The sequence below is a fragment of the Psychrobacter sp. DM4 genome, from assembly GCF_051307035.1.
GTDB lineage: Bacteria > Pseudomonadota > Gammaproteobacteria > Pseudomonadales > Moraxellaceae > Psychrobacter.
The window spans coordinates 1,124,411-1,149,736 of sequence record NZ_CP195536.1 but is presented as its reverse complement, the minus strand read 5'-3'; the positions used below and the strand labels follow the sequence as shown (position 1 = coordinate 1,149,736).

The window sequence follows — 25,326 nt, the reverse complement described above, 5'->3', positions numbered from 1 at the left end:
TAGCGAGGGTATACTTATAGTCGATGCGCCTTGAGAGACTGAAGCGGTTCCCCTATATATCGTATTTCATGGCTTTACATCGCTAGTAGACGTTACGGATGTAGGGCTAACTGCTTTATCGTTGCTACAAGCCGTTAAAGATTCTACCATCAAAGCGATCGTTAGCCCTGTTTTTGATCATGCAAGCTACTAGTCATCGTAAATGATTTCTTAAGGGAACTCTGCTGCCACTTGCCCTCTCTAAAGGTCAAACTGTAGTGGTCAACTAGACAAATGATAATACAAATGCGTGTTACGTAGATTTGTGAAACTTTAAGAAAGGTTACGATTGACACTATTAAACCTTTATCTCTTGTAAACTTACTTGATGCCCTAAATGTACGCATAGCTTCATTGAATTTAGCAATATGAGTACATCAAAAAAACAGTATGCTAATAAGCAATCTTTTATCAAAAACTTAGGACCCTGTTATGACTCATATACTTCTTGGTGATGATGACGAAGAGCTGACTCAATTGCTGCAAGAGTATTTGCATAATCATGGGGTCAGCTGCGACTGCGTCTATGATGGGTCGCAAGTGATAGAGCGATTACAAGATACCGCTTATGAGTACGATCTACTTGTGCTCGATATTATGATGCCCAAAATAGATGGACTTAGCGTATTGCGGCAACTGCCAGCTACGCGTCAAATTCCAGTGATTATGCTGACGGCAAAAGGCGATGAGATTGATCGTATTATTGGTCTTGAGCTTGGCGCTGATGATTACATTGCCAAGCCCTGCAATCCTCGCGAGCTGCTGGCACGAATCAATGCTGTTATCAAGCGCACGACTGTACTCTCAGTAGATACCCCTGTCCTCACTCATGATCGAATGACTTTAGATCAAAGGCATCGTGTCTGTACTATTGATGGTAGTGAGCTACAAGTAACGGGTACTGAGTTTGATCTGCTAGTAGCATTGCTACAGCAAAAAGGTGAGGTTGCTAGTAAAGAGTGGCTTTCACAAACTGTACTACAGCGTGAGCTACAGCCCTTTGATCGTAGTCTTGATGTGCATGTATCCCGCCTGCGCAAAAAACTTCAGCCTTTTCATGATGAGTCTATCAAAGCTATTCGCGGCAGGGGCTATCAGTTGGTACTCTAATGAATACTTCTTCGGTATATAAGCGCGCACTCAATCTATCCGCCTCCTTATTTTGGCGACTGTTTATTAGTTTACTACTGTTATTGTTGGTAACGTCTACTATATCTGTGAGTATGGAGCGCTGGATGAATACGCAAGCTTTAGAGTCGCGTATGGCGTTACAAATAGAGCATCTATCCACTGTTCGCTTAGACATCATGCAGGCTTTGATGTTAGGGAACTACAACACCATCAACCAGATTTACCGTCGCGAGCGTGGGCTTCGGGATCAAATTCTCATCGTTGATGAACAAGGAGTACATTTATCTTTTCGCTTTCGGCCCTCAAGAGACCAAAACGTACAAGATGTTGGTAGAGGGCCCGAGCCGTCAGATCTTTTGGAATCACCGCCTAGTCCAATCTTTCAAAACCAGAATGTAGTAGCAGACATCAGTAAATATCCTGGACTAGCAGATCAATCTGTTATCACCCCTGATGGTTATAATTATACTGTACAGCTGCAACCTCGCTTGCCTCTACGCGATCTTATAGCGCTACAAAAGACTCATTTTCCCGTGCGAGTAGGTGTCATTTTACTCTTTAGCTTATTGGCTTGTTACTGGTTTAGCCGTGCTTTATCTAAACGTATTCGTAAGGTTCAGTTTGCGGTACACCGTATAAGCGCAGGTGATTATTTGGCTGGGGATGATTTATCTGAGCTTGGAGATGATGAGTTGGGTGCATTAGCCAAAGATGTCGCTAAATTATCTGATAGATTGGTGGATAGCGAGCTGTCTCGAAAGCAAATGCTCAGCGATATCTCCCATGAGCTGCGCTCTCCACTGGCTCGATTGGACGTAGCTACTGAGCTTACCCGCGACTATGCACCAGAGACTGCGCTTTATCTTGATCGCATTCAAAGGGAATCAGCGCGCATGAATGAGCTGATTGCACAGATTATTAATATTCAATCACTACAAATGCAGCGTTACAAGACTCAGTCTGAAGACTACGAATCAGTAGATATAGGAGTGCTACTTAATGATATTGGTCAGGACGTCTGCTTTGAGTTTCAGGACAAGAATATTGAGTGGCAATGCCAATTCTCTGTTGAGTCCATTAATACTGATGCTGATGTCAATAATACTAGCATCAAATATCCAGCTCAGCAGTCATATACTATCTTTGGTAATAAAGAGCAATTGCATAGCGCGTTTGAAAATATCATTCGTAATGCCTTTATATATTCCAAGTCATTTTCTACCGTCTTGGCTAAGATAGAACTCACCACTACCCAAACCAGTAGACAAAACAAGCGAGAACTGCTTAAGGTGAGTATTATAGATCAAGGCGAAGGCATAGCTGAGGCGAATTTAGCACGTATATTTGAGCCATTTGTACGCTTAGATACCTCCAGACAGCGTCCAAAAGAAACCAATTCTGCTAATGGACGCTTACGCCCCAATCAAAGTGGTGGGCATGTCGGTGGTTACGGTCTTGGACTGGCGATTGCTCACGCGATTGCTGCGGCGCATAAAGGTCATATTAATGCCAAAAACCGTCAAGATGGCATGACAGGGCTTATTGTCGAGGTGGCCTTGCCCGTAGATGTTTGAGTGATGACTATAAGTGATGTAGTTAGATATCAAAAAGCCAATCAACACCTTAAGGTTAAAGATAATCATCAATCGAGCTATGGTTGGTAGGATAATATCTAGCACCGACGATGATAGTAGTTATTGCAAGTGCGGCAACCAATGGTACGGTCACTGCTGCGCTGCTTGCCACCTCCATATATCCTTGGGTACTAACATAAACACTTATCATATCAACGCTAAGTACGATTGCTAGCAGCGATAATAAAGTCCAGCCGATAACGGCGATATACCCATTCATAATGTTTTTCATTATAATCTCCTTTTAAATTCATGTCGGATGTCAATAGTCGATAATAGATTGATTTGGTTTGACTCTCAAAAATACTAAACATCTATTGAATCATATGGTCAAGCGAGATCGGATATAGCGTGCTCTTGTCAAACAAAAGACGCTGCAACTGGTGAATATCGGCCAAAACAAGCTGGGATAGATGACGGTAAATATCGCGAAATGCTTTAGCAAAGTACTAGTATTAGATAGAATAAGGAATGCACGGTAGGAACACTGATTAAAGTTGTCTAGCTTGTGAAGATGCAGGGCTTTGGAGCGAGGTGTGACAACAATAACAATTAATATTTTCATATTCTTACTTTATACTACGTTGATTTAGATTAATAACCATAATGAATTTTTGGTATCATCAAAAGTTTTTTTAGATAAATTATTTTAAATTAACAAGTTAATAATATCGCATGGTTAATACTGGACCTACCATATTTATAGTGTACAAAGAAAAAAGGCTTGTTCGTAGCAATACGGCAAGCCTTTTTTTATGGGAATTTCAGACGTTTTGGAATATATAGGGTTATGGCGATGGACTTTAACTATGAGTAAGACACATAGAACACAGGGTTTAGCTTGATTAGCCACTACCCTGCTTTTTAGCTTCGTTGTCCTCACGCAAGCGCTCTACAAAAGGTATGACGATTGGAGCACTAATGGAGTGTAGCAATACTGAGCCTGCGATGGTCACTGCAGCAATGCGCCAAACCACATCACTATCGCTAAATTCTCCATGACTCATGGCATAAGCGATATAAAATATGGAACCCATACCTCGAATACCGTAAAAGGCCAGTGCCGCTCGTTCGGCAAAGCAAGCATCAAGTCCAATATTGGCAATCATCCCTGCCAGTGGTCGTACTACTAGTAGCAGCAATGCGGCAACCGCAATCTCTTGCCAAGATAAATTATCCATCAGCCCTGATACGATCAGACCTCCGAACCACAATAATAATAGCACCAGTAGTAATGACTCTATCTGCTCTGAGAAGCGATGCGGATGCTTGACATAGGCGTCGTGCTCTTTGTGACCACGAACCAATGAGCGTCCGGCCACAGCCGATATAAATACGGCCAAAAAACCGTAGCCTGAAACCATCTCTGTTAGACCGTAGCAGGCAAAAGTAGAAGCCATCATAGTTAAACCAGCATTATCACCGCGCTCGCCACTATTCGTGCCAGCGTCGCCCACTGGAGAATAGATCAGTTTTGCACAGTACCGTCCAAACACCCAACCTACCCCAATGCCAACGACGACTCTATATAGCACATCATACCCAAGCCACGACCACAGCCAACTACCAGACTCAATTTGTGTAACCGTCAGGCCTGATAAGACAATAGCAAGGTAGATAAAGGGAAAGGCAAGCCCGTCATTGAGTCCTGACTCTCCTGTTAGACCTAAGCGCACGATACTCTCGTCGCCTTCGGTAGGTTTACCCACTTGTACGGCGCGTGCCAGTACGGGGTCCGTTGGCGCTAACGCTGCTGCTAGTAACACAGCAGATGCTAAGGATAAACCCACTAGACCCATCGCTAGACCTATAACGCCCAAAATAGTCAACGGCATGGTAATTGCGAGCTGTCGCCATACGACGTTCCATGAGCGTAAGCCCATCTTTTTATCGATTGCAAGTCCCGCTCCAATTAACGAGACGATGACAATCAGCTCTGTTGCATGCTCGACTATGAGTAAAGACATCTCACCCAAGCGCGGATCTATAGTGGGCAGAGCAAAAGGCGATAAAGCTAGCACAGCGCCAATGACAATATAAAGTGGCGGCGCTGCGATAAATGGCAGGCGGGTTTGCAGTTGGATAATAATCAAACTAAAAAACGCTAAGCCTGATACCAAATAAAACACGTCGCGAGGATCAATACTTAATATCTGCAAGACAATGACCTTTTTGAATTTCTATATGTTCTATTATAGCTACAATACTTTGATTAGCATGCGACCATAGCCGTTATCACCTAAAAAAACACTTAATTAATACCTTGGTTTTTTAGAGTATTTACACGATTTCTTAAACGTTATCGTCGTCCTTTTTTAGATAACTGTCGTTCTTTTATTGCAAAAATAGATACCTGTAACGCAATCTTGCTCTTGTAAACTATCACTTGTATCTCATATCAATTAGTGTTAAAAAATTATAAGATTTTACATTTATTACTATATATCAGGGAATGATAAGCTATGGCAAAGGTGGATAAAGAGGTTTGTATTATTGGCGCAGGTCCAAGTGGTTTTACGACCGCAAAGCGACTAAAGGAATACGATATTTCATTCGACTGTTTTGAGATATCCGATAATATAGGCGGTAATTGGTACTATAAAAACCCTAACGGTATGTCTTCTTGTTATAAGAGCCTACATATTGATACCTCAAAAAATAAACTAGAATTTGAAGATTTTCCAGTACCTAAAGATTGGCCACATTTCCCGCATCATTCGCAAATCCTTGATTACTTTTTATCTTATGTAGAGCACTTTGGTTTAAGACCACTCATTATCTTTAACACGGGTGTTGATCATGCTGAACCTATCGATAACTTGTGGAACGTCACTCTTAGTAACGGTGAGGTAAAAACATATCGGCATGTGGTCGTCGCAAACGGTCATCACTGGTCAAAAAGGATTCCTGAGTATCCAGGTGATGACGAATTTAAAGGCCAGATTATACATTCGCACGATTATCTAAATCCTACTGAACCTTTCGATATGAAGGAGAAGTCCATTCTCATCGTTGGCATGGGTAATTCAGCGATGGATATCGCCTCGGAACTATCCCAAAAAGTGGTCGCCAAGAACCTATGCGTGTCCGCTAGACGAGGGGTTTGGATACTTCCTAAGTTCATCAAAGGACAACCTATCGACAAGGTTGCCCTACCTCATTGGGTACCACCAAAGCTCAAGCTATTTTTGCAGCAGCAAGTCGTCAAAAGACAAATTGGCACGATGGAATCTTTAGGAATACCCGTGCCAGATCACAAGCCCTTTGAAGCTCACCCTACAGTTTCTGGAGAATTTCCTCTTAGAGTAGGCTCTGGTGATATCACTATGAAACCTGGGATCGAGAGGTTTGAGGGCAATAGCGTTATCTTTACAGATGGGAGCAAAGAGCAGTTTGATATCGTCGTTTATGCTACGGGCTATAATATTAAGTTTCCGTTTTTTACCGATGACTCCTCAAAGCCTGACGCTAACAATCAGTTTCCACTGTTCAAGCGAATGGTGCCGCTAAATCGTAATAACCTATTTTTTGTAGGATTAGCACAAGCCCTGCCTACACTCTTAAATCTAGCAGAACAACAGTCAAAGCTCATTGCTGAATATATATCCGGAAATTATAGTCTTCCAAACGCTGATGACATGCAAGATATTACCAAAAGCGACGATGCGCTCTACTTAGATCAGTATTATCAGTCTGCTCGGCACACCATGCAAATTGATTTTGACCACTACGTCGCGCATTTAAAAAAGGAGATTAAACAAGGGAAAAAGCGCGCTTTAGAGAAAGGCTAGCTAAGATGTTCTAGATACCAATCAAAATTGGTTTAACTATGCTCTATCTAAATGAACTCGGTATAACGTTAAAAAATGAGCTTGCTCAGTATAACTGATAACGCGCGCTAAGCAATGCTCATAGATTTAGCGTGATTGTATAATGGCCGCTTATGTCAGTATTAAGTCATAGTTCAATTTCGATAATTATTCTGGCAAGCGAGTGCCTTTGAAACGTAGCAAACGCAATGCATTTAAGGTGACTAATACCGTCGCGCCAGCATCAGCCATAACTGCGATCCATAGTCCAGTCATGCCAAATATAGTCGTGATTAGAAAGATACCTTACTCGTCTCTTAGTGTCATTAATTCGAGTACCTCACGACTTTCTTCATCGAAGAAAGTTGAGACGATTTTGCACTCATTTTGTAAAGTCTCAATTTAATATCGACTATATTTTAATAAAAACCAAAAAGCCCTTCAAGCTGATGTATTCAACGTGAAGGGCTTAGATTATGTCTACATTTTAAAAATATCACCTGTATTTTAGCTTATTAAAATACACGGTTAGTTCAATATTAGCGCTCCAGATGTAAATACTGAAGATGACGCTCGTACTGATTTAAGATATCGACCAATACTTGCTCTTTGGAGTAGCCAACCAAGTCATACTCTTGCGAGCCTTCGCTTAAGAACACCTCAGCACGATAATAGTACTCTGCGTTCTTAGTTGAGGTGCTCAATGTAAAGTTAGGACGTTCCGCTTTGATCAAATTAACTTCATAAATAAAGTCATCTTCATCGCCATGTCCAACTCGCAATTTGAGACCATCTATTTGACCGCTACTCTCGTCCATACCCTCATCTATATCTTGTCCGATATGTTCAGGGTTACGGATATCCAAAGAGGTTTTTAGACCACCTGCGGCAAACTCTTTTTCAACTTCCGTCATGGCAGGTCTGACCACATTTTGTAAAAACCGTTCAACTTGTGCATGTTTAGGGAAGCTGACAATACGCTGCAAGCGAGCTTTCCAGCTCTTACCGCTATCGAGCACGTTAGCCGTACCAATCGTACTGGCTTTGCGCTTATTGCCCTCTTCTTTTAATGATCTCCACATCGCCACCATATAAAGGACTAAAATAAGCGAGAATGGCAAACCGGCAATCACAGATACTGACTGTAATGAGGCAAAACCACCAGCAAACAATAAGCCTAAGGTAATAAGACCGGTCGCTGCTGCCCAAAATAAGCGTAACCAAACTGGTGCGTCGGTATCATTGGTCATGCCTCTTGAGCTTAGGTTCGCGAGTACTAAAGCGCCTGAGTCAGCTGAAGTCACAAAGAATACTAACCCAATCACAACACCGGCAAATGATAGCACTTCGCTGTAAGGAAAGTACTCAAACAAGGCAAACATACCCATCGCTGCATCATTAACAGCGATTTCGCCAAGTTCGGTTGCACCATTGGCGACCAAATCTATCGCTGAATTACCAAAGATAGAGAACCATGCAAAAATGAAACCAAGTGGGATAAACATCACGCCAAACACAAACTCACGCAAGGTACGACCACGGCTAATACGCGCGATAAACAAACCTACAAATGGCGCCCAAGCGACCCACCATGCCCAGAAAAATATCGTCCAGCCTGATTTCCAATCGGCACCAGCAGTACCGTCATAGGCATACACATCAAAGGTTTTGAAAACGATGGTTTGGAAGTATTGACCAATATTTTGGGTAAAGGTATTCAGCAAATATACCGTGTTACCCATCACCAATATCGCGATTAATAGCAATATCGACGATAGCATATTAAATTCGGATAAACGGCGGACGCCTCTTTCCACACCAGTCATCGCAGAGATCGCTGCGGCAGCGACCACACCTATGATGATAAAGGTTTGAACCATTTTGCTGGATTCAATCCCAAACACATGAGTCAAACCCGCATTGGCTTGCAATACACCAATACCCAAACTGGTCGCGATACCCATCAAGGTACAAACCACACCAAAGGTATCGATACCATCACCAAGCCAGCCTTTAATTAAGCGCTCGCCAAAGATAGGCGTCAGTGGTGAACGCAAAGCTAATGGCATGTTTTTGCGATAAGCAAAGTACGCCAATGCCATCCCGATTAGCGCATAAATGCCCCAGCCATGTAGACCCCAATGTAAAAAGGTCTGCGCAAGTGCTTCACGCATAGCCGCCTCACTGGCAGGCTCTAAACCAGTATGCGGCGTCAGATAATGCATCAACGGCTCAGACGCACCAAAGAATAATAAATCAATGCCGATACCAGCGGAGAACAGCATCGCGGCCCACGCTAAAAAGGGAAACTGAGCTTTTTCATGATCTTGACCAAGCTTGATATCACCATACTTGGAGAAGCCAACGAATAACGCAAATATACTATAAGCGGCAACTACCAACATGTAATACCAGCCAAAACTCTCTGATACCCATGCCATACTTGAGCTTAATAATGCCTCACTATAATCTGGAAATGCAATTGTCCAGATTATTAATAAAATAGAAATAATAGCTGAACCTAAAAAAACCGTCTTATTTAGAGTCAGGGGTTTCGTCGCATCTTTTGATGGCGAGCTGTACATAAAAGACCTCAATAGGTAAATTAAACAGGGTCTGATATTGCTTTGTCCGTCATAACTTTATGACTGATAACCGCATGACGCACAAAGCAGTACCAATAAATAAAAATTTGTTGCTCAAGTAATGACCACTTAGGTAATTATTTAAGCAACAAGGTAAGTCATTAAAAAATCAATTTTAATGGTATTCGTTTTCTAAAACAGTAGCGCGGATAAAAAAGACCTTTATGTAAAAAGGCCTTCTTATTAATATTTAATTTAAACAGAACCATAAGCACGCATCGGCTCAGCTCTCAATGGTGCACCATTGGCCGTATAATAGTCCGCTGTTGAGCGTGGCAGCTGTACGCCGCGCATCTTATCAACGATTTTTTCTGCCAACATAATAGTGGTTGCGTTGAGATTGCCACTGATGATGTTGGGCATGATAGAGGCATCAACGACTCGCAGACCATCGATACCATGTACCAGCCCTTCGCCATTGACGACCGAATCATTACCTTCGCCCATTGGACAAGTACAAGAAGGATGATAAGCCGTCTCACTATGGTTACGGACATATTCATCTAACTGCGCATCGGTCACTAGATCATCGGTCGGCGCAATAGCACGTCCACGATAAGGGTCAAGCGCTGGCTGATGCATAATCTCACGAGTGATGCGCATGGCAGCACGGAACTCTTGCCAGTCTTGGTCATGAGACATATAGTTAAATAAGATACTTGGATGCGCGCTTGGGTCTTTTGAGGTCAGCTTGACACGACCACGACTTGGCGAGCGCAATGAACCGACATGCGCTTGGAAGCTATGTGATTTGACCGCGCTACGACCATCATAGCGCACTGCTAACGGCAAGAAATGATACTGAATATTAGGATGCGTAAATTTCTCATCGGTACGGATAAAGCCGCCACCTTCAAACTGATTTGAAGCACCAAGCCCTGTGCCATTAAATAGCCATTCCGCACCAATCGCTGGCTTGTTCCACCATTTATTGGCAGGTGCAATTGAGACCGGTAGCTTACATTCATACTGCATATACAGCTCTAGATGGTCTTGTAAATTATTACCGACACCCGGTAAATCTAAAATCTCAGTCACGCCTACATCTTTAAGCCATTGACCAGGACCAATGCCAGAGCGCTGCAACAGTTGCGGTGTGGCAATCGCGCCCGATGAAACAATCACTTCACGAGATGCGTAAAAGTTTTTAGTTTGACCTTGATGTTCTACTTTGACACCGACAGCACGCTTACCATCGAACAAGATGACATCGGTCAATGCACCAGTCAAAATCGTGATATTGCTACGCGGCTTGGCACGGTCAAGATAACCGCGAGCCGTTGATGCGCGGCGACCATTGGGCGTCACAAAGCGATCCATTGGCCCAAAGCCTTCTTGCTGATAGCCATTTAGATCATCAGTGCTTGGATAGCCAGCTTGTACGCCCGCTTCAATCATCGCTTCAAACAGCGGATTGACTCCTGGCTTTGAAGTAGTCATCTCAACTGGACCACCCACGCCATGATAATCGTTTTCGCCAGCGTCGCAGTTTTCTAGCTTTTTAAAGTAAGGCAGACAGTCTGAATAAGTCCAATCTTCTAAACCTTTGATTTTCGCCCAATCGTCAAAATCGAGCGCATTGCCACGGATATAGCACATACCATTAATCAACGATGAGCCGCCAAGACCTTTACCGCGACCGCAGTCCATCACGCGATTATTCATATTCGGCTCGGGATCGGTTTTGTATCCCCAGTTATAAGTGGTGCCTTGCAACGGCATGGCGAGCGCCGCTGGCATCTGCGTGCGAAAGTCTAAGCGATGGTCTGGACGACCCGCTTCTAACAGCAACACCTTAATGTTGGCATCTTCGGTCAAACGCATTGCCAGCACATTTCCTGCTGAGCCTGCGCCAACGATGATGTAGTCATACTCAGGTGTGGTTGATGTCATAAAATGCTCCATAATATAGTCTGTTTAAAATAAGAATTAATAAAATATAGTTTATTAAAATACAGACTCAAACGCGCCTAACTCTACTTGGATAGATTTGGTCTGCGTATAATACTCAAGAGCTTCAATGCCGTTTTCGCGGCCAACACCTGAATGCTTGTAACCGCCGACTGGCATTTGAGCAGCTGACTCGCCCCACGTATTTAACCAACAGATACCCGCTTCAATCTGACCGATCACTCGATGTGCGCGAGTCAAATCAGCGGTTACCACCCCTGCTGCCAAGCCGTACTCGGTATCATTGGCACGGCGAATGACTTCTTCTTCGGTCTCATAAGTCAATATCGACATCACTGGACCAAATATCTCTTCACGTACGATAGTCATCTCATCGGTGCAGTCAGTGAAAACAGTCGGGGCAACGAATGCGCCGCTTGCCAACTCGCCTGTCGTCACACGGTCACCGCCCGTTAGCAATCGTGCGCCACTTGCTTTACCTTGCTCGATATAGCCAAGCACTCTTTGCATATGCGGGAAGCTGACCAATGGTCCCATGTTGATACTCTCATCCATTGGATCACCCAACTTAATACGATTGGCACGCGTTAAAATAGCTTCTTCAAATTTGGCTTGTAATGACTTGGGTACGAACACGCGCGTGCCATTGGTACATACCTGACCACTGCTATAGAAGTTCGCCATCATCGCGATGTCCGCAGCCGTATCAATATCTGCATCTTCAAATATGATTAATGGTGACTTACCACCCAGCTCTAGTGTCACGTCTTTCAACGAGGAGCTTGCCGCGCTTGACATGACTTTTTTGCCCGTCGGTACGCCGCCAGTAAATGATACTTTTGCGATATCAGGATGATCCGTCAATGCCTGACCCACTTCATAGTTCCCTTGCACGACGTTAAAGACACCATCTGGCAATCCCGCTTCTGTGAAGATTTCTGCTAGTTTTAAAGCCGTTAACGGCGTGACTTCTGATGGCTTAAAAATCATCGCGTTACCAGCGGCTAATGCTGGTGCTGCTTTCCACATCGCGATTTGGATCGGATAGTTCCATGCGCCAATACCAGCGACCACGCCAAGTGGCTCACGGCGAGTATAAACAAAACTGGTATCACGTAGCGGAATCTGACGACCTTCAATCATCGGTGCCAGACCCGCATAATACTCAACGACATCCGCACCAGTGACGATATCTACATACTTGGTTTCAGAATACGCTTTACCTGTATCTTTGGTTTCGAGCAATGCCAGTACGTCATTGCGTTCGCGCAATATCTCAACGGCCTTTGATAGGATTCGACCACGCTCAACTGCTGTCAGTGCTGCCCAAACTTTTTGACCTTTTTGTGCTGCTTTAACAGCGTCTTCGATTTGCTCATTGGTCGTTTGTTGGATGGTCGCTAAAACTTCACCCGTCGCAGGGTTGATATCTTCAAAAGTAGATAACGTGTCATCGACTGCTAGATAACGACCATTGATATAGGCGGTTTGGGTTTGCTCTAAATCGATGATGTTTTTTGTTTCGTTTGAAATGGTCATAGGTATTCCTTAAGACGATTGGCAAAAGCTTTATAAAAATTAATACCAAATAATGTCGTCATTGTTTGAGTTTTAAAAATTTAACGGGTGTCTGTTGTAAAGTGTCTACTTCTTTAGTAAATCACTAAGCTCTATTCGTTCTCACGCTGTGTCATTTTTATTAACCGCTCGCGTAGCGATTTTTTGTCCGATATGTTGATGCCTGAAAAATCAGAGAGCCAAATACCATCAGCAACCAAACGCACCATACAAAGCGTTTCGGTATTGTCAGTCGCTTCGTGCTTTTGTAATTGCTCGTTTGCCCACTTAGCCCACAGCTCGCGCAGCTCACGATCACCTAACATCAACACATATAACGTCGCTTGATTATCGAACTCGGCTTGCCCTTTTTGCCCGAGACTAATGGTGGCATCGATGTAAGCCCGGGTGAAAGAGCCATAAGATACAGGGTCTTTAGCCATTGCCATATCTACTTCGGCCTCAAACTTTGCCATGGCATCATCAAACACTTCGGTAATTAGCACATTCTTGGTCGCGAAATGATGCATCACCCCGCCCTTGGTCACCCCAACGGCATCAGCGACCGCTTGAAAGGTCACTTTAGACAACCCCTGCTCTAGCGTTATTCGTGCTGCCTGATCGAGCAGCGCCCGACGGACAACTTCTGGCTGTTTTTTACGTTTGTACGCGTTTTCTGTTTCCATATCAGTGCACCACAGAATTAGAGAATAAGTTCATGACCACCACACCGCCCACAATCATAGCGATACCAACCACTGCCGCTGTATCAAGACTTTGCTTAAAAAACATCAAGCCTACGAGTGATGTCAGCACAATTCCTAGTCCGCCCCACAATGCATAAGCAATACCAAGCGGTATTGTTTTAAGGGTTTGTGTCAACAAATAAAATGAGATGGCATAAAGTACACCCATAATCAAGGTCGGTAATAAACGGGTAAACTGCTCTGACTTTGCCAAAAAAGTCGTACCAACCACTTCACAAATGATAGCAATGGCTAAGTAACCGTAGGCAACAGTGATGGGACTCATATTTAAACCCACTATAATTTTTTAAAACATAAAAGAAACCATACGGTCGGTATTCTATAGAAATAAACTAATGATGTGAAGGGAAAAATTTCATTCTCTTTATTTGAGAAATATAGTTGTCTAAATACTCGAAGAGGTAAGCACTCAATAGAGCACAATGCTTTTAGCACTATGTTATGGTGACAAACCTGCTATTAATTAGCAAGAAACCACAGTCAAAAGTTTGTGCAACTACTTGTCTACTCATAATCTTGACTAAAGATAACGGACAGCTCTTTGGCCGCCTCTTGCATTAGTGGCACGTAGCTAAGCAGCTCTTCTAGACTTTTTCTCACTGTCGGACCATGGGTAAATATCGTCGCAAAAGCTTGTTGATCGCCATTTGGAATCATGACAGCACAGGCGACCATACCTGGAATGAACTCCTCATTATCTACGCCTACTCCCGTCTCGCGCGTTGCGGTAATCGTTTGTATGAGCTGCTTTTTATCGGTCTGAGTCTTAGTCGTTAGTGCATGTAATGACATTTTTTCAACGATGCGCTCGCATTTTTCATCCGACAACTGGGACAACAACAATTTACCACTGGCGCTGGCCCAGACAGGAACATGAGTGCCAGAAGGCAAAAATATCTGTAGTGGCCAATCTGACATGACGCGGTCGATATAAACCACATCTAAGTCTTGTAAAATCGCAATACCGACCGTCTCTCCTATTTTTGCTGATAGCTCGTTCAGTATGGCTAACCTTTCATTTTTGAAACCATTGTTTTGCAATAAGTTCATGGCAAGCTTGTACGTGCGTTTTCCGCAAGTGACTTTTCCTGGCAGATCCAATTGAACGAAATCTAGACTTTGCAACTGGTCCAATAGCCGATACATGCTAGGCACAGGCACTTCTAACGTTTCTGCTAAATCGCTGACACTTAATGGCCGTTGTGAGGCAGCAAGCACCTCTACTATTTGTAGTACTCGCTCAACGCTTGAACCCTTCTTTTTAGTATTGCTCATGACTTACCCTAAATCTCTAACTGATTCTTAGCGAATAAATGTGTTCATTATAACGATAAAACTAATTCTTTTGCGTCTTGCTATTATAAATATAATCTGTTAAATTTTACATATCGATAATATTTTTATCGTTATACGAATTTATTAAGTTGATATCAGTCACTTAAGCAGCCATTTAAATATGCGGTTTGTACGATGAATAACCGACTTACCTAAACTCTTATTAATAGCTGTTAATACAAGGATGAGTAATTATGTCACACAGTATCTTGCTACCAAGAACCATGGAAATCGGACGCGATGCTTGTCAGAATCTACCAGCAATATTGGACAGCTTAGGTATAAAAAGACCTCTTATCGTCACTGATGAGATGATGGTTAAACTGGGTTACGTTGATAATGTACAAGCTATCCTCAAAGCGATGAATATCGTGGCCGATGTCTTCTCAGATACTGTGCCAGAGCCTACCGAAAGCTCTATCGCGGCAGGTGTGTCGCTAGTAAAAGCTCAAGACTACGACGGACTCATTGCCTTGGGCGGCGGCAGTCCTATCGACAGCGCCAAAGCCATCTCTATCCTAGGAAAGTTCGGCGGTGTCATGCGTGATTATAAATTTCCTCGTCAAGTGAACGAGGCAGGCTTACCTATTGTCGCGATACCCACGACCGCAGGCACAGGCTCAGAAGTAACCCGCTTTACCATCATTACCGATGACGCTAATAACGAGAAGCTGTTGTGTGTGGGTATGGGATTTATGCCAGTAGCAGCTATTATCGATTACAGTCTAACGATGAGCGTACCACCGCGCACGACGGCAGATACGGGCATTGATGCGATGACTCATGCTATTGAGGCGTATATCAGCCCCAAACGTAATGCTTACAGCGACCAACAGGCGCTCGCCGCCTTACGCCTTATCGGACCCAATATCCAAACCGCTTATCACGATGGCAAAGACGAGACGGCGCGTGAGGCAATGATGCTAGGCTCAACTTTAGCCGGTATTGCATTCTGTAATTCTTCAGTCGCACTGGTACACGGTATGAGTCGTCCAATTGGAGCCTTTTTCCATGTGCCGCACGGATTGTCGAATGCGATGTTGCTACCAACTATCACGGAGTTCGGTATCTCTAGTGCGCCTGCTCGCTATGCGGACTGTGCACGTGCATTGGGCGTATCCGATTCTAGTGAAACTGATGATCAGGCAAACGTGAGCTTGGTTACTTATCTGAAAGACTTAAATAAAGAATTGCAGGTGCCGACACTCGCTGAATTTGGCGTACAAAGAGCAGATTTTGATGAGCTCATCGATACAATGTGTGAACAAGCATTCGCCTCAGGGTCACCTAATAATAACCCTCGCATACCTAGTTTAGAAGAGATGATTCAGCTTTATACCTTGCTATGGGATGACACCAACTCGGTTGAAAATGCACCGAGCTGATACACAGAGCTGATACACCGAACTTAGGTAGTCCTTATTAATTTTTAATCCCCCTATCACCAAAACGTTTAAAGGAACACATTATGCAAACGATCGGACATTTTATTAACGGCAGCCTAGTCAATAATGACAGCCAAGCTCAAGAGGTTTACAACCCATCCACAGGTGACATCAGCAAACAAGTGGCACTAGGCGGTGAAAAAACAATCGGCGAAGCGGTTGCTGCGGCTAAAGCAGCTTTTCCAGCATGGAGCAAAACACCACCAGTAAAACGCGCTCGTGTCATGTTCAAATTCAAAGAACTGTTAGAGCAAAATGCTGTTGAAATATGCAGACTAGTCGGCGAAGAACATGGAAAGATCGTTCATGATGCGGCAGGTGAGCTACAACGCGGCATTGAGAATGTTGAATATGCGTGCGGCGCACCTGAATTACTCAAAGGCGAGCACAGTCGCAATGTGAGTACTGATATCGACTCTTGGAGTGAGTTTCATCCGCTAGGCGTCGTCGCTGGCATCACGCCCTTTAACTTCCCTGTGATGGTACCACTGTGGATGTTCCCTATGGCTATTGTGTGCGGTAATACCTTTGTACTAAAACCCTCTGAGCGTGATCCCAGTGCCACATTGTTTATCGCGCAGCTGCTACAAGAAGCGGGCTTGCCAGATGGCGTCATCAATGTCGTCAATGGTGGTAAAGAAGCCGTCGATGCTATTTTACATCATCCCGATGTCAAAGCCGTTAGCTTCGTGGGCTCAACCCCTATCGCTGAATACATCTATACGACAGCCGCTGCACAAGGCAAACGCTGCCAAGCACTTGGCGGTGCAAAGAACCATGCGATTGTCATGCCGGATGCCGACTTGGATAATGTAGTGACATCACTTTTAGGCGCCGCTTTTGGCTCATCAGGTGAGCGTTGTATGGCGCTGTCTGTAGCCGTTGCAGTCGGTGATGAGACTGCTGACAAAATGATTGCGGCATTGCAACCTGCTATTGAAGCGCTCAAATTTGGTGTGCATTCAGATAAACACAACGACTTTGGCCCTGTCATCACAGAGGCACACAAATCGAAGATCCTAGAGCATATCAAAAGTGCTACCGATCAAGGTGCCAAGCTCGTTATCGACGGCTCTGAAGCCGCGTCAGAAGGCTACGAGCAAGGATTCTTTGTGGGTCCAACTCTTATTGACCATGTCACCAAAGAGATGCACAGCTACGAGGCCGAAATTTTTGGTCCTGTCTTACAGGTTATGCGTGTACAGACCATGGATGAGGCAGTACAGCTTATAAATGACCATGAATATGGAAATGGCACGTGTATTTATACTCGCGACGGAGAAGCTGCGCGTCATTTTATCGATACTATTCAAGTCGGTATGGTTGGCGTCAACATTCCACTACCCGTACCTGTAGCATCGCAAAGCTTTGGCGGCTGGAAGCGTTCACTATTTGGTGATTTGGCTATGTACGGTCCAGATGGCGTAAGATTCTTTACTCGACGTAAAACAGTGACGCAGCGCTGGCCTAGTGCGGCATTGCGAGAAGAGAAGCAATTCTCTATGCCGACTTAACAGTCGTCTTTTATAAGTAAAATTTTTTGAACATAACTTTAATAAGGTAAAACACCATGCAAAATCAAACTTTCGAAAATATCGATTTCAGTGTAGAAAATCAGGTAGGTTATATATCTATTAATAGTCCACCTGCTAATACATTAAGTACAACTACACTTAACGGACTATCTGAATGTTTTAAATCTGCGCAAGCTGATCAAAGTGTCAAGGTAATCGTCATAACAGGTACAGGTAAAATGTTCGTCGCTGGTGCAGACATCAAAGAGTTCACCAAAGCGTTTAATGATGCTCAAAAAGGCAAAAAACTATCACAAGATGCTCAAGCCGTTATGAATACTATTGAGGCATCCACTAAGCCTGTTATCGCCACTATTAATGGCGCTTGTTTGGGTGGCGGATTAGAGCTTGCTATGAGTTGTCATTTGCGTCTTGCCGCTGATGAAGCCAAGCTAGGTCAGCCAGAGCTAAATCTAGGTCTGATACCTGGATTCGGTGGCACTCAAAGGTTAGCCCGCATTATTAATAAAGCTAAAGCCTTGGAGCTAATCCTGACGGGTCGATTTATCGGTGGTCAAGAGGCTGAAAAAATCGGCCTAGTGAATAAATCAGTGCCCCTCGCTGAATTGATGGATGAGACCAAAAAACTCGCTGAGTCTATTGCTCTTAACAAAAGCGCCGAATCTGTCAAAGCAACGATTATAGCTGTCAACGAAGGGATGGCAACCACTTTGGATAAAGGCTTAGAGATTGAAGCTGAGCAATGGGTGCAGCTATTTGAGACAGAAAATATGGTCGAAGGCGTGAATGCCTTTATGGAAAAGCGTAAGCCTGATTTCAAAGGGTAAATTTTTAGAATTGTCAGTAATCTTAACCCAAAGCATGGTTATCGTTATACTTATTTTGATATGTAGCGGTCATCATGCTTTATTTTTTTATAACAAATTTAATTCTGTATAGCTTAAATAAAATAACTCACTCAGACGTGGTCACAGGCCTCAATTGATCAAGATCTCAATGCCTTCTTTGCTTCAAATACTACTAAATCAGCAAATATTGCAGAGCTGAAAGCCAACCAAGATGACATAAGTCATCATTTTCAATATGACACGATTGAGGAGATAGTGACATCGCTAGAGGATGGAGCTGCTAATGGCAATGAATGGGCAGTACTAGCATTAGAATCCATTCTTTTGAAATCACCAACTTCGTTAAAGGTAACTTTGCAGCAGCTCATCAATGGTAAAGATAAATCGCTTGAGGAATGCCTTGAGATGGAAAAGAACATGGCTATTCATTTTATGGATACCCCTGACTTCTATGAAGGAGTACGTGCGGTATTGGTTGATAAAGATGGCTCACCGAAGTGGCATCCCGATAAACTTGAAGCGTTAACCCGTGCGGATATCGAGCGTTATTTTTCGACGTCTAACACAGACACTTAAATCTTATTAATAATCAAATTGTTAGATCAGATAGATACGAATATGGTGCAGGGTCAGCAGTTGATTATCGACCCTAGTCATCGCTTCTCGTAAAGGTTTTTTATTGTATGGAATTTAGGATTATTAAAGTTAATGTAATAAAAAAGTCAGATACTACTTCTAGTAATATTCGACTTTTTCACTAGGGCAAGTTCTCATTTTGAACACAGAGATAAGTTTTTATCAGTCAAAACAAACTCAGCAGAAAATATAGATGTACTGTCTAGAGATCTGCAAAGGATGACGAAAATATAGCCCTTTTAGCCTACTAATGGTTATTGATTCAGATCAAATACATACTATAGGCTATAAACCTAAAAAGAAGTACGACGGTAGTTACGGTATTGGGGCAGCCAAAAATTAGATTTTAATCGACGTTCTAAATTCTCTATCGTTATGGGTAGAGAAAGTTTGTCTTGAACCGCTTGTAATGCTACTGCGTAAGCTATTTTTTCACTGATCTCTTTAATGACTCTGATAGGTGGCAATATGGCACCAGGTGCTTTTTCATACTCTACCGAGATGTCTGCAAGCGCTTGACTTGCCGCCATGAGCATATTATCGCTGATTCCGGTTGCCCGCGATATGAGCACCCCTAAGCCAATACCTGGAAATATATAGCTGTTATTACACTGAGACACCTCAAAGGTCCGACCGTCAAAGGTGGTATGAGGAAAAGGACTACCCGTTGCAATAATAGCGCGACCACGACTCCAATTGGTAATCTCTTGCGGTGTGGCCTCAACGCGAGATGTTGGGTTTGACAGCGGTAGTACAATAGGTTTATTAGTATTGGCGCATAGCGTTTCGATCACTTCTTGGGTAAACAGACCTTTTTGTCCGCTAACGCCGAATAATACGGTAATCTTCGCCTGTCTAACCACTTGCGCAAGCCCAAGTTTCTGACTCTTATCCCAATGTCCAATGTTGACCTCTTTTTGCACCAACGGTGTTTGGAATGCCTGCAATTCTGTCATGTCATCCGTGAGCAGGCCATAACGGTCAACCATAAATACCTGACTGCGCGCCTGCGCCTCAGACAACCCTTCACGCTGCATTTGGCGAATAATGTGCTCGGCGATGCCGCAGCCCGCTGATCCTGCACCTAGAAATGCTATTTTTTGCTCACTAAGTTTTTCACCTTTATTCAAACATGCTGCAATCAATGCACCGACCGACACCGCAGCAGTTCCTTGAATATCATCATTAAAGCAGCAGATTTGATCGCGATATCTATTTAATAGTGGCGTCGCATTTTCTTGAGCAAAATCTTCAAACTGTACTAGCGCTTCAGGCCAGCGTCTCTTAACAGCCTGAATAAATAGATCTACAAATTCGTTATAATCATCGCCAGAGATGCGTGGATTCCTCCAGCCCATGTACATAGGATCGTCGAGCAGTTGTTGATTATTGGTACCGACATCTAACAAGATCGGTAGACAATACGCCGGGCTAATACCGCCACAAGCGGTATATAAGGACAATTTACCAATAGGAATACCCATGCCACCGATACCTTGATCACCCAGACCCAAGATACGTTCACCATCAGTGACCACGATAACTTTTACTTTGTGTTTAGTGGCATTTTGCAGCATATCATCGATTTTGTGGCGCTCAGGATAAGAGATAAATATACCGCGTTTGCGGCGATAAATTTGTGAGAATTTTTCGCAAGCTTGACCGACCGTTGGGGTATATATGAGCGGCATGACTTCTTCAATATGCTGCTCAACCAAATGGTGGAACAAGGTTTCATTGGTGTCTTGTATATTACGCAGGTAGATATGCTTATCCATATCACTAGTAAAGGAGCTCATTTGATGATAAGCGCGCAGAGATTGCTCTTCAATCGTCTCGATATTATGAGGTAGTAATCCGGTTAAGTTAAAGCTATCACGCTCCTCCAAGGAAAAAGCGCTACCCTTATTTAGTAATGGAGTTTCTAATAGTATGGGCCCTGCAAAGGGGATATATAATGGACGTTGATTTAGCATAATATAATATTCTTATCAAAGTATATGAGTGAAAAGCTTGCTATCACCATATTATACATAACATCAGCATTATGCATAGCATCAGCACATCTTTCTGATCTAGTGTTTTAATCAAGCAGCCTGTTTAGAGCGTGCCTTATAAAAAGTGTTCAAACTATCTATACCCAATATAGGTCCATCCTATGGATATCATAAAAAAAGGCCTGTTCGCAGATGCGTCAAGCCTTTTATCATGGACACTTTTTAGCAGTCTAGACTAGTTACCTCAATAGCTCATACTCGCTCTATGACCATAGCAAGCCCTTGACCTATACCAATACATAAACTGACTACCGCGTATCTTTCGCCGGTACGCTGTAGCTCGCGCGCGGTACTTAACGCTATGCGAGCGCCTGATGCGCCAAGCGGATGTCCAACGGCAATCGCCCCGCCGTTCGGATTAACACGCTTATCATCAAAATCAATATCCAACCCTTTTAGGCAGCCTAGTACTTGGGATGCAAATGCTTCATTAATCTCAATGATGGACATATCATCAAGGGTCAAATCAGCACGTTTCAATGCCAGTTTAATCGCCTCAACAGGGCCTACGCCCATTATATTTGGCTCAACCCCCATAGCGCCAGAGGATAGAATTTTGGCAATAGGCTTAAAGCCTAGCTGCTCTTCTGCTTGCTTTGAGCCAATAATAAGCGCCGCTGCGCCATCATTGATACCTGATGCGTTACCTGCCGTGACTATGCCATTTTCATTTAATGGTCTGAGCTTTTGCAGTGCTTCCACAGTAGAGCTGGCGCGAGGATGCTCATCCTCCACTATCGCTTTGTTGGGTAACTTTTTACCTTGCGACACCATAATTGGTGTTATTTCATCGTCAAAGAAACCTGATTGTTTGGCGGCTTGGTATTTCGCTTGCGAAGCGGCGGCAAATTTGTCAGCTTGCTCGCGAGTAATTCCATATTTGCGAGCGACATTATCACCGGTTTGCGGCATGCTATCGCCACCAAACTCTTTGATCAAAATAGGATTGGGGAAGCGGCTGCCGATAGTGGTATCAAATACTTTAAAGTCGCGACTAAAGGGCTGCTCGGTCTTCGCAAATACAAACGGCGCGCGGGTCATGGACTCAACGCCACCTGCCAAAAATATGTCACCTTCATGACAAGTGATACTGCGCGCGGCATCGATGACCGTAGATAGCCCTGACGCACATAGGCGATTGACCGTTTGACCGGGCGTTGTGACATCTAATCCTGCGAGCAGTGCCGCATTGCGAGCAATGTTACGTGAGTCCTCCCCTGCTTGATTGGTATTACCGATGAGTACTTCATCAAAGATGTCGCTGGGCAATTGGTGCTTTTCAACCAAAGCTTTTATCACGGTTGCGATCATGTCATCAGGGCGCACGGTTGCAAGCGCGCCACCATGGCGACCAAAAGGGCTTCTTAATCCATCATATATATAAGCATTTAACATCACGTTTCCTTGTTGTGTTTAGAGAATTTGCATCATTAACATATAAAGTTTATTAAATTGGTCTATCTCTTAGCATCAGCAATCTAGCGTTCACGATTGCGCTGCTGAGTGAATAAGGAGATACCGAGTTTAGCACGGCGTTGCAACCATGGACTTGGACGGTAACGCGGATCACCGGTTAACCCATAAATACGCTCTAAGATAAGTAAAATACGCTCGGCTCCAAGCGCGTCACCCCATGAGATAGGCCCATATGGATATCCTAAGCCAAGCTTGACGGCATTGTCGATATCCTTTGGTGTGGCGATACCTTGCATAGCAATATCACAGCCTAAATTAATTACCATAGCCACGACTCGCTGCGCCACAAAGCCTGTGCTTTCAGTAATGATCGTAGCATCGATAGTATCATCAGAGCTGTTACCAAATAGAGCATATGCTTGCGCTACAAATCTATCCTCTGTGACGATACTTGGCATAAGGGTGCGATGACGAGATAAGTCCGTTAGCATATCGATGGCGACTGCTTGCTTTGGATTAACCTGATAGCGGATGGCGGCGTTGGTGGTATCCTCGCCATAAATTGCCAGTAACACCAAACTATCAGGGTTTGGCTTATCACTATCATCGATAGTTACGTTACTAGCACCTAAATAATCAACTAATTCTTGCTTATTCGCCGCTAGATCTGCACCAATCCAAACTGATAGGTTTGCAAAATTAGTTTCTGTTTTGTAGGATGATGTTTTAGCCGTATCAGTGGTCGCTTTTTGACGGTCTTGTTTTTTGTTTTCGATGTAGTGATAAAAGCCCTCACCAACTTTACGGCCCAGCTTGTTACCCTCTAGCATTTGACGGGTCAAGGGATGCGGGCGATAGCGCGGCTCAAAGTAATACTGATTATAAATTGATTCCATAACGGGATGTGAAACATCGATACCCGTGAGATCGAGCAGCTCAAACGGCCCCATACGAAAACCTGCGCCATCACGCAAAATACGATCAATGTCCTCAAAACTAGCCACGCCCTCGCCTAGTATTTTTAAGGCTTCTGTGCCATAAGCTCTACCGCCATGATTGACAATAAACCCTGGCGTATCTTTTGCAACGACGCCTAGATGACCCATGCGTTTGGCTAGATCAGTAAGCGTCTCTACAACACGGTGGTCAGTAGAGAGCCCTGGAATCACTTCAACAATTTTCATTAACGGTACTGGATTAAAGAAGTGAAATCCTGCTACGCGCTCTGGGTGCTCGCAATCAGAAGCAATTGAGGTTACCGCGAGCGATGAAGTATTGGTTGCTAAAATTGTTTCGGCAGGAACAATGCTTTCTAGCTGTTTAAACAGCTGTTTTTTTATTTCTAAATTCTCGATAATCGCTTCAATGACGATATCTACTTTGGCAACTTTGGCTATATCTTCAATCACTATCAGATTAGCCAAAGTCGCTTGTAGCTGCTCCTCGGTAAATTTACCTTTAGCGGCTAGTTTCTCGAGCATAGCTTGAAGTGATTGGCGTCCTTGCTCAGCAGCACCTGATTTGGCATCGAACAACATTACTTGAATCCCTGCTTGCGCTGCGATTTGGGCAATCCCCATGCCCATAATGCCCGTGCCAACAATGGCCAACGATTGAATATCTGATGATTTAACAGTCATAATAATCCTTTATATACGCGTGTTGCATAGCCCTATTGCCTAGCTATGTCTTCAAAATTTATATGCGGTATTCAGTACTTTACCGACCTGTATAGTTCGCATCACGTTTTTCCAAAAAAGCTTTTGCGCCTTCTTTTTGATCTTTGGTATCGAACAAAATCTGAAAGGCTTTACGCTCTAAAGCCAACGCCGCTTGTAGTGGCATATCCACGCCTAAATTAGCAACTTCTTTTATTTGGGCCAAGGCAATCGGCGAATATCCTGCTAGTTGTTCCGCGATTTCAATAGCACGCTTAATAGTCGTCTTATCTTCGACCACTTCAGAGACCAGCCCCATTTGATCCGCTGCTTCAGCAGTTATCATGTCACCCGTTAATATTATCTTCATGGCTTTATGCTTGCCAAGCACACGAAACAGCCGCTGCGTACCGCCTGCTCCTGGCATTAATCCAATTTTAATCTCAGGTTGTCCAAACTTGGCTGACTTGCCCGCGACGATGATGTCGGCGTGCATAGCCAGCTCACAGCCGCCGCCTAGTGCGTAACCATTGACCGCGGCGATGATGGGCTTGCGGCAATGAGTGATAGCATCCCAGTAGCGCTCGCTATGACGCAAATAAACATCGACTGTCTTTGCGGTCAAGAAGTCATTGATATCCGCACCAGCGGCAAACACTTTATCGCCACCAGTAAGTACAATGGCTTTTGTCTTTGGGTCATCGTTTAATCGAATAAAAATCTCTGCCATTTGCTCGCGTAACTCAGCGTTTAAAGCGTTGCGAACTTTCGGACGATTAAGGGTTATTACGCTCACGCCGCTATCTAAGGTCTCACAAGTGATTATTGACTCTTCCATAATGATATCCTTGTTAGTTATTCATCGAATCTATAGTACTAATAAATACCGCAGTGCGGTTTTCA

19 protein-coding genes are annotated in these 25,326 nt (G+C 43.8%); 7 read left to right on the top strand and 12 right to left on the bottom strand.

The features are described from left to right. The first annotated feature begins 471 nt into the window (after positions 1–471). Complete coding sequence (locus ACR64G_RS05045) at positions 472–1,149, top strand: response regulator (protein WP_435980426.1); 678 nt, start codon at positions 472–474, stop codon at positions 1,147–1,149. Then, positions 1,149–2,744 (top strand): sensor histidine kinase, encoded by a 1,596-nt coding sequence (locus ACR64G_RS05040; protein WP_435980425.1) that lies wholly within the window; start codon positions 1,149–1,151, stop codon positions 2,742–2,744. Before ACR64G_RS05045 ends, ACR64G_RS05040 begins: the two co-directional genes overlap by 1 nt. Positions 2,745–2,799: 55 nt before the next feature. Here the strand turns inward: ACR64G_RS05040 and ACR64G_RS05035 are convergent, their stop codons facing one another. Then, positions 2,800–3,036: a hypothetical protein gene (locus ACR64G_RS05035; protein WP_435980424.1), complete on the bottom strand. Its 237-nt coding sequence runs from the start codon at positions 3,034–3,036 to the stop codon at positions 2,800–2,802. Between the two features lie 613 nt (positions 3,037–3,649). Then, a complete protein-coding gene (locus ACR64G_RS05030) occupies positions 3,650–4,963 on the bottom strand; it encodes a cation:proton antiporter domain-containing protein (protein ID WP_435980423.1) in 1,314 nt (437 codons plus the stop codon). A gap of 303 nt (positions 4,964–5,266) precedes the next feature. Between ACR64G_RS05030 and ACR64G_RS05025 the strand changes: the two genes are divergently transcribed. Next, positions 5,267–6,595 carry a flavin-containing monooxygenase gene (locus tag ACR64G_RS05025; RefSeq protein WP_435980422.1) on the top strand — a complete coding sequence of 443 codons (1,329 nt, stop codon included), beginning with the start codon at positions 5,267–5,269 and terminating at the stop codon, positions 6,593–6,595. 557 nt (positions 6,596–7,152) lie between these two features. Here ACR64G_RS05025 and betT read toward each other — a convergent pair. The 6 genes from betT to ACR64G_RS04995 all read right to left on the bottom strand — a co-directional run bounded on the left by betT (position 7,153) and on the right by ACR64G_RS04995 (position 14,768). Next, positions 7,153–9,198, bottom strand: a complete 2,046-nt coding sequence (betT, locus tag ACR64G_RS05020; protein WP_025650601.1) for a choline BCCT transporter BetT — start codon at positions 9,196–9,198, stop codon at positions 7,153–7,155. A 255-nt stretch (positions 9,199–9,453) separates the two neighbouring features. Next, positions 9,454–11,151 carry a choline dehydrogenase gene (betA, locus tag ACR64G_RS05015; RefSeq protein ID WP_435980421.1) on the bottom strand — a complete coding sequence of 566 codons (1,698 nt, stop codon included), beginning with the start codon at positions 11,149–11,151 and terminating at the stop codon, positions 9,454–9,456. A 54-nt stretch (positions 11,152–11,205) separates the two neighbouring features. Beyond that, positions 11,206–12,708 (bottom strand): betaine-aldehyde dehydrogenase, encoded by a 1,503-nt coding sequence (gene betB, locus ACR64G_RS05010; protein WP_435980420.1) that lies wholly within the window; start codon positions 12,706–12,708, stop codon positions 11,206–11,208. A 131-nt stretch (positions 12,709–12,839) separates the two neighbouring features. Further along, complete coding sequence (locus ACR64G_RS05005; protein ID WP_435980419.1) at positions 12,840–13,412, bottom strand: TetR/AcrR family transcriptional regulator; 573 nt, start codon at positions 13,410–13,412, stop codon at positions 12,840–12,842. A gap of 1 nt (position 13,413) precedes the next feature. Beyond that, entirely contained in the window at positions 13,414–13,758 is a 345-nt protein-coding gene (locus ACR64G_RS05000) for a DMT family transporter (RefSeq protein ID WP_435980418.1), read from the bottom strand. 239 nt (positions 13,759–13,997) lie between these two features. Further along, positions 13,998–14,768 (bottom strand): IclR family transcriptional regulator, encoded by a 771-nt coding sequence (locus ACR64G_RS04995; RefSeq protein WP_435980417.1) that lies wholly within the window; start codon positions 14,766–14,768, stop codon positions 13,998–14,000. Positions 14,769–15,022: 254 nt separating this feature from the next. Here ACR64G_RS04995 and ACR64G_RS04990 point away from each other — a divergent pair, with 254 nt between their 5' ends. The 4 genes from ACR64G_RS04990 to ACR64G_RS04975 all read left to right on the top strand — a co-directional run bounded on the left by ACR64G_RS04990 (position 15,023) and on the right by ACR64G_RS04975 (position 19,232). After that, complete coding sequence (locus tag ACR64G_RS04990; protein WP_435980416.1) at positions 15,023–16,213, top strand: iron-containing alcohol dehydrogenase; 1,191 nt, start codon at positions 15,023–15,025, stop codon at positions 16,211–16,213. A gap of 83 nt (positions 16,214–16,296) precedes the next feature. Then, positions 16,297–17,787: a CoA-acylating methylmalonate-semialdehyde dehydrogenase gene (locus tag ACR64G_RS04985; protein ID WP_435980415.1), complete on the top strand. Its 1,491-nt coding sequence runs from the start codon at positions 16,297–16,299 to the stop codon at positions 17,785–17,787. A gap of 56 nt (positions 17,788–17,843) precedes the next feature. After that, positions 17,844–18,635 carry an enoyl-CoA hydratase-related protein gene (locus ACR64G_RS04980; RefSeq protein ID WP_435980414.1) on the top strand — a complete coding sequence of 264 codons (792 nt, stop codon included), beginning with the start codon at positions 17,844–17,846 and terminating at the stop codon, positions 18,633–18,635. 153 nt (positions 18,636–18,788) lie between these two features. Beyond that, positions 18,789–19,232 carry an enoyl-CoA hydratase/isomerase family protein gene (locus ACR64G_RS04975; protein ID WP_435980643.1) on the top strand — a complete coding sequence of 148 codons (444 nt, stop codon included), beginning with the start codon at positions 18,789–18,791 and terminating at the stop codon, positions 19,230–19,232. A gap of 353 nt (positions 19,233–19,585) precedes the next feature. On the opposite strand, the gene ACR64G_RS04970 is transcribed toward ACR64G_RS04975, so the two are convergent. From ACR64G_RS04970 to ACR64G_RS04955, 4 genes are all read right to left on the bottom strand, one after another. After that, entirely contained in the window at positions 19,586–21,268 is a 1,683-nt protein-coding gene (locus ACR64G_RS04970) for an NAD-dependent malic enzyme (RefSeq protein ID WP_435980413.1), read from the bottom strand. A gap of 273 nt (positions 21,269–21,541) precedes the next feature. Then, positions 21,542–22,744, bottom strand: coding sequence for a 3-oxoadipyl-CoA thiolase (locus ACR64G_RS04965; RefSeq protein WP_435980412.1), 1,203 nt, complete (start codon positions 22,742–22,744; stop codon positions 21,542–21,544). A gap of 83 nt (positions 22,745–22,827) precedes the next feature. Then, positions 22,828–24,405, bottom strand: coding sequence for a 3-hydroxyacyl-CoA dehydrogenase (locus ACR64G_RS04960; protein ID WP_435980411.1), 1,578 nt, complete (start codon positions 24,403–24,405; stop codon positions 22,828–22,830). A 79-nt stretch (positions 24,406–24,484) separates the two neighbouring features. Then, on the bottom strand, positions 24,485–25,261 hold the full coding sequence (locus ACR64G_RS04955; protein WP_435980410.1) for an enoyl-CoA hydratase: 777 nt from the start codon (positions 25,259–25,261) through the stop codon (positions 24,485–24,487). Positions 25,262–25,326 lie beyond the last annotated feature (65 nt).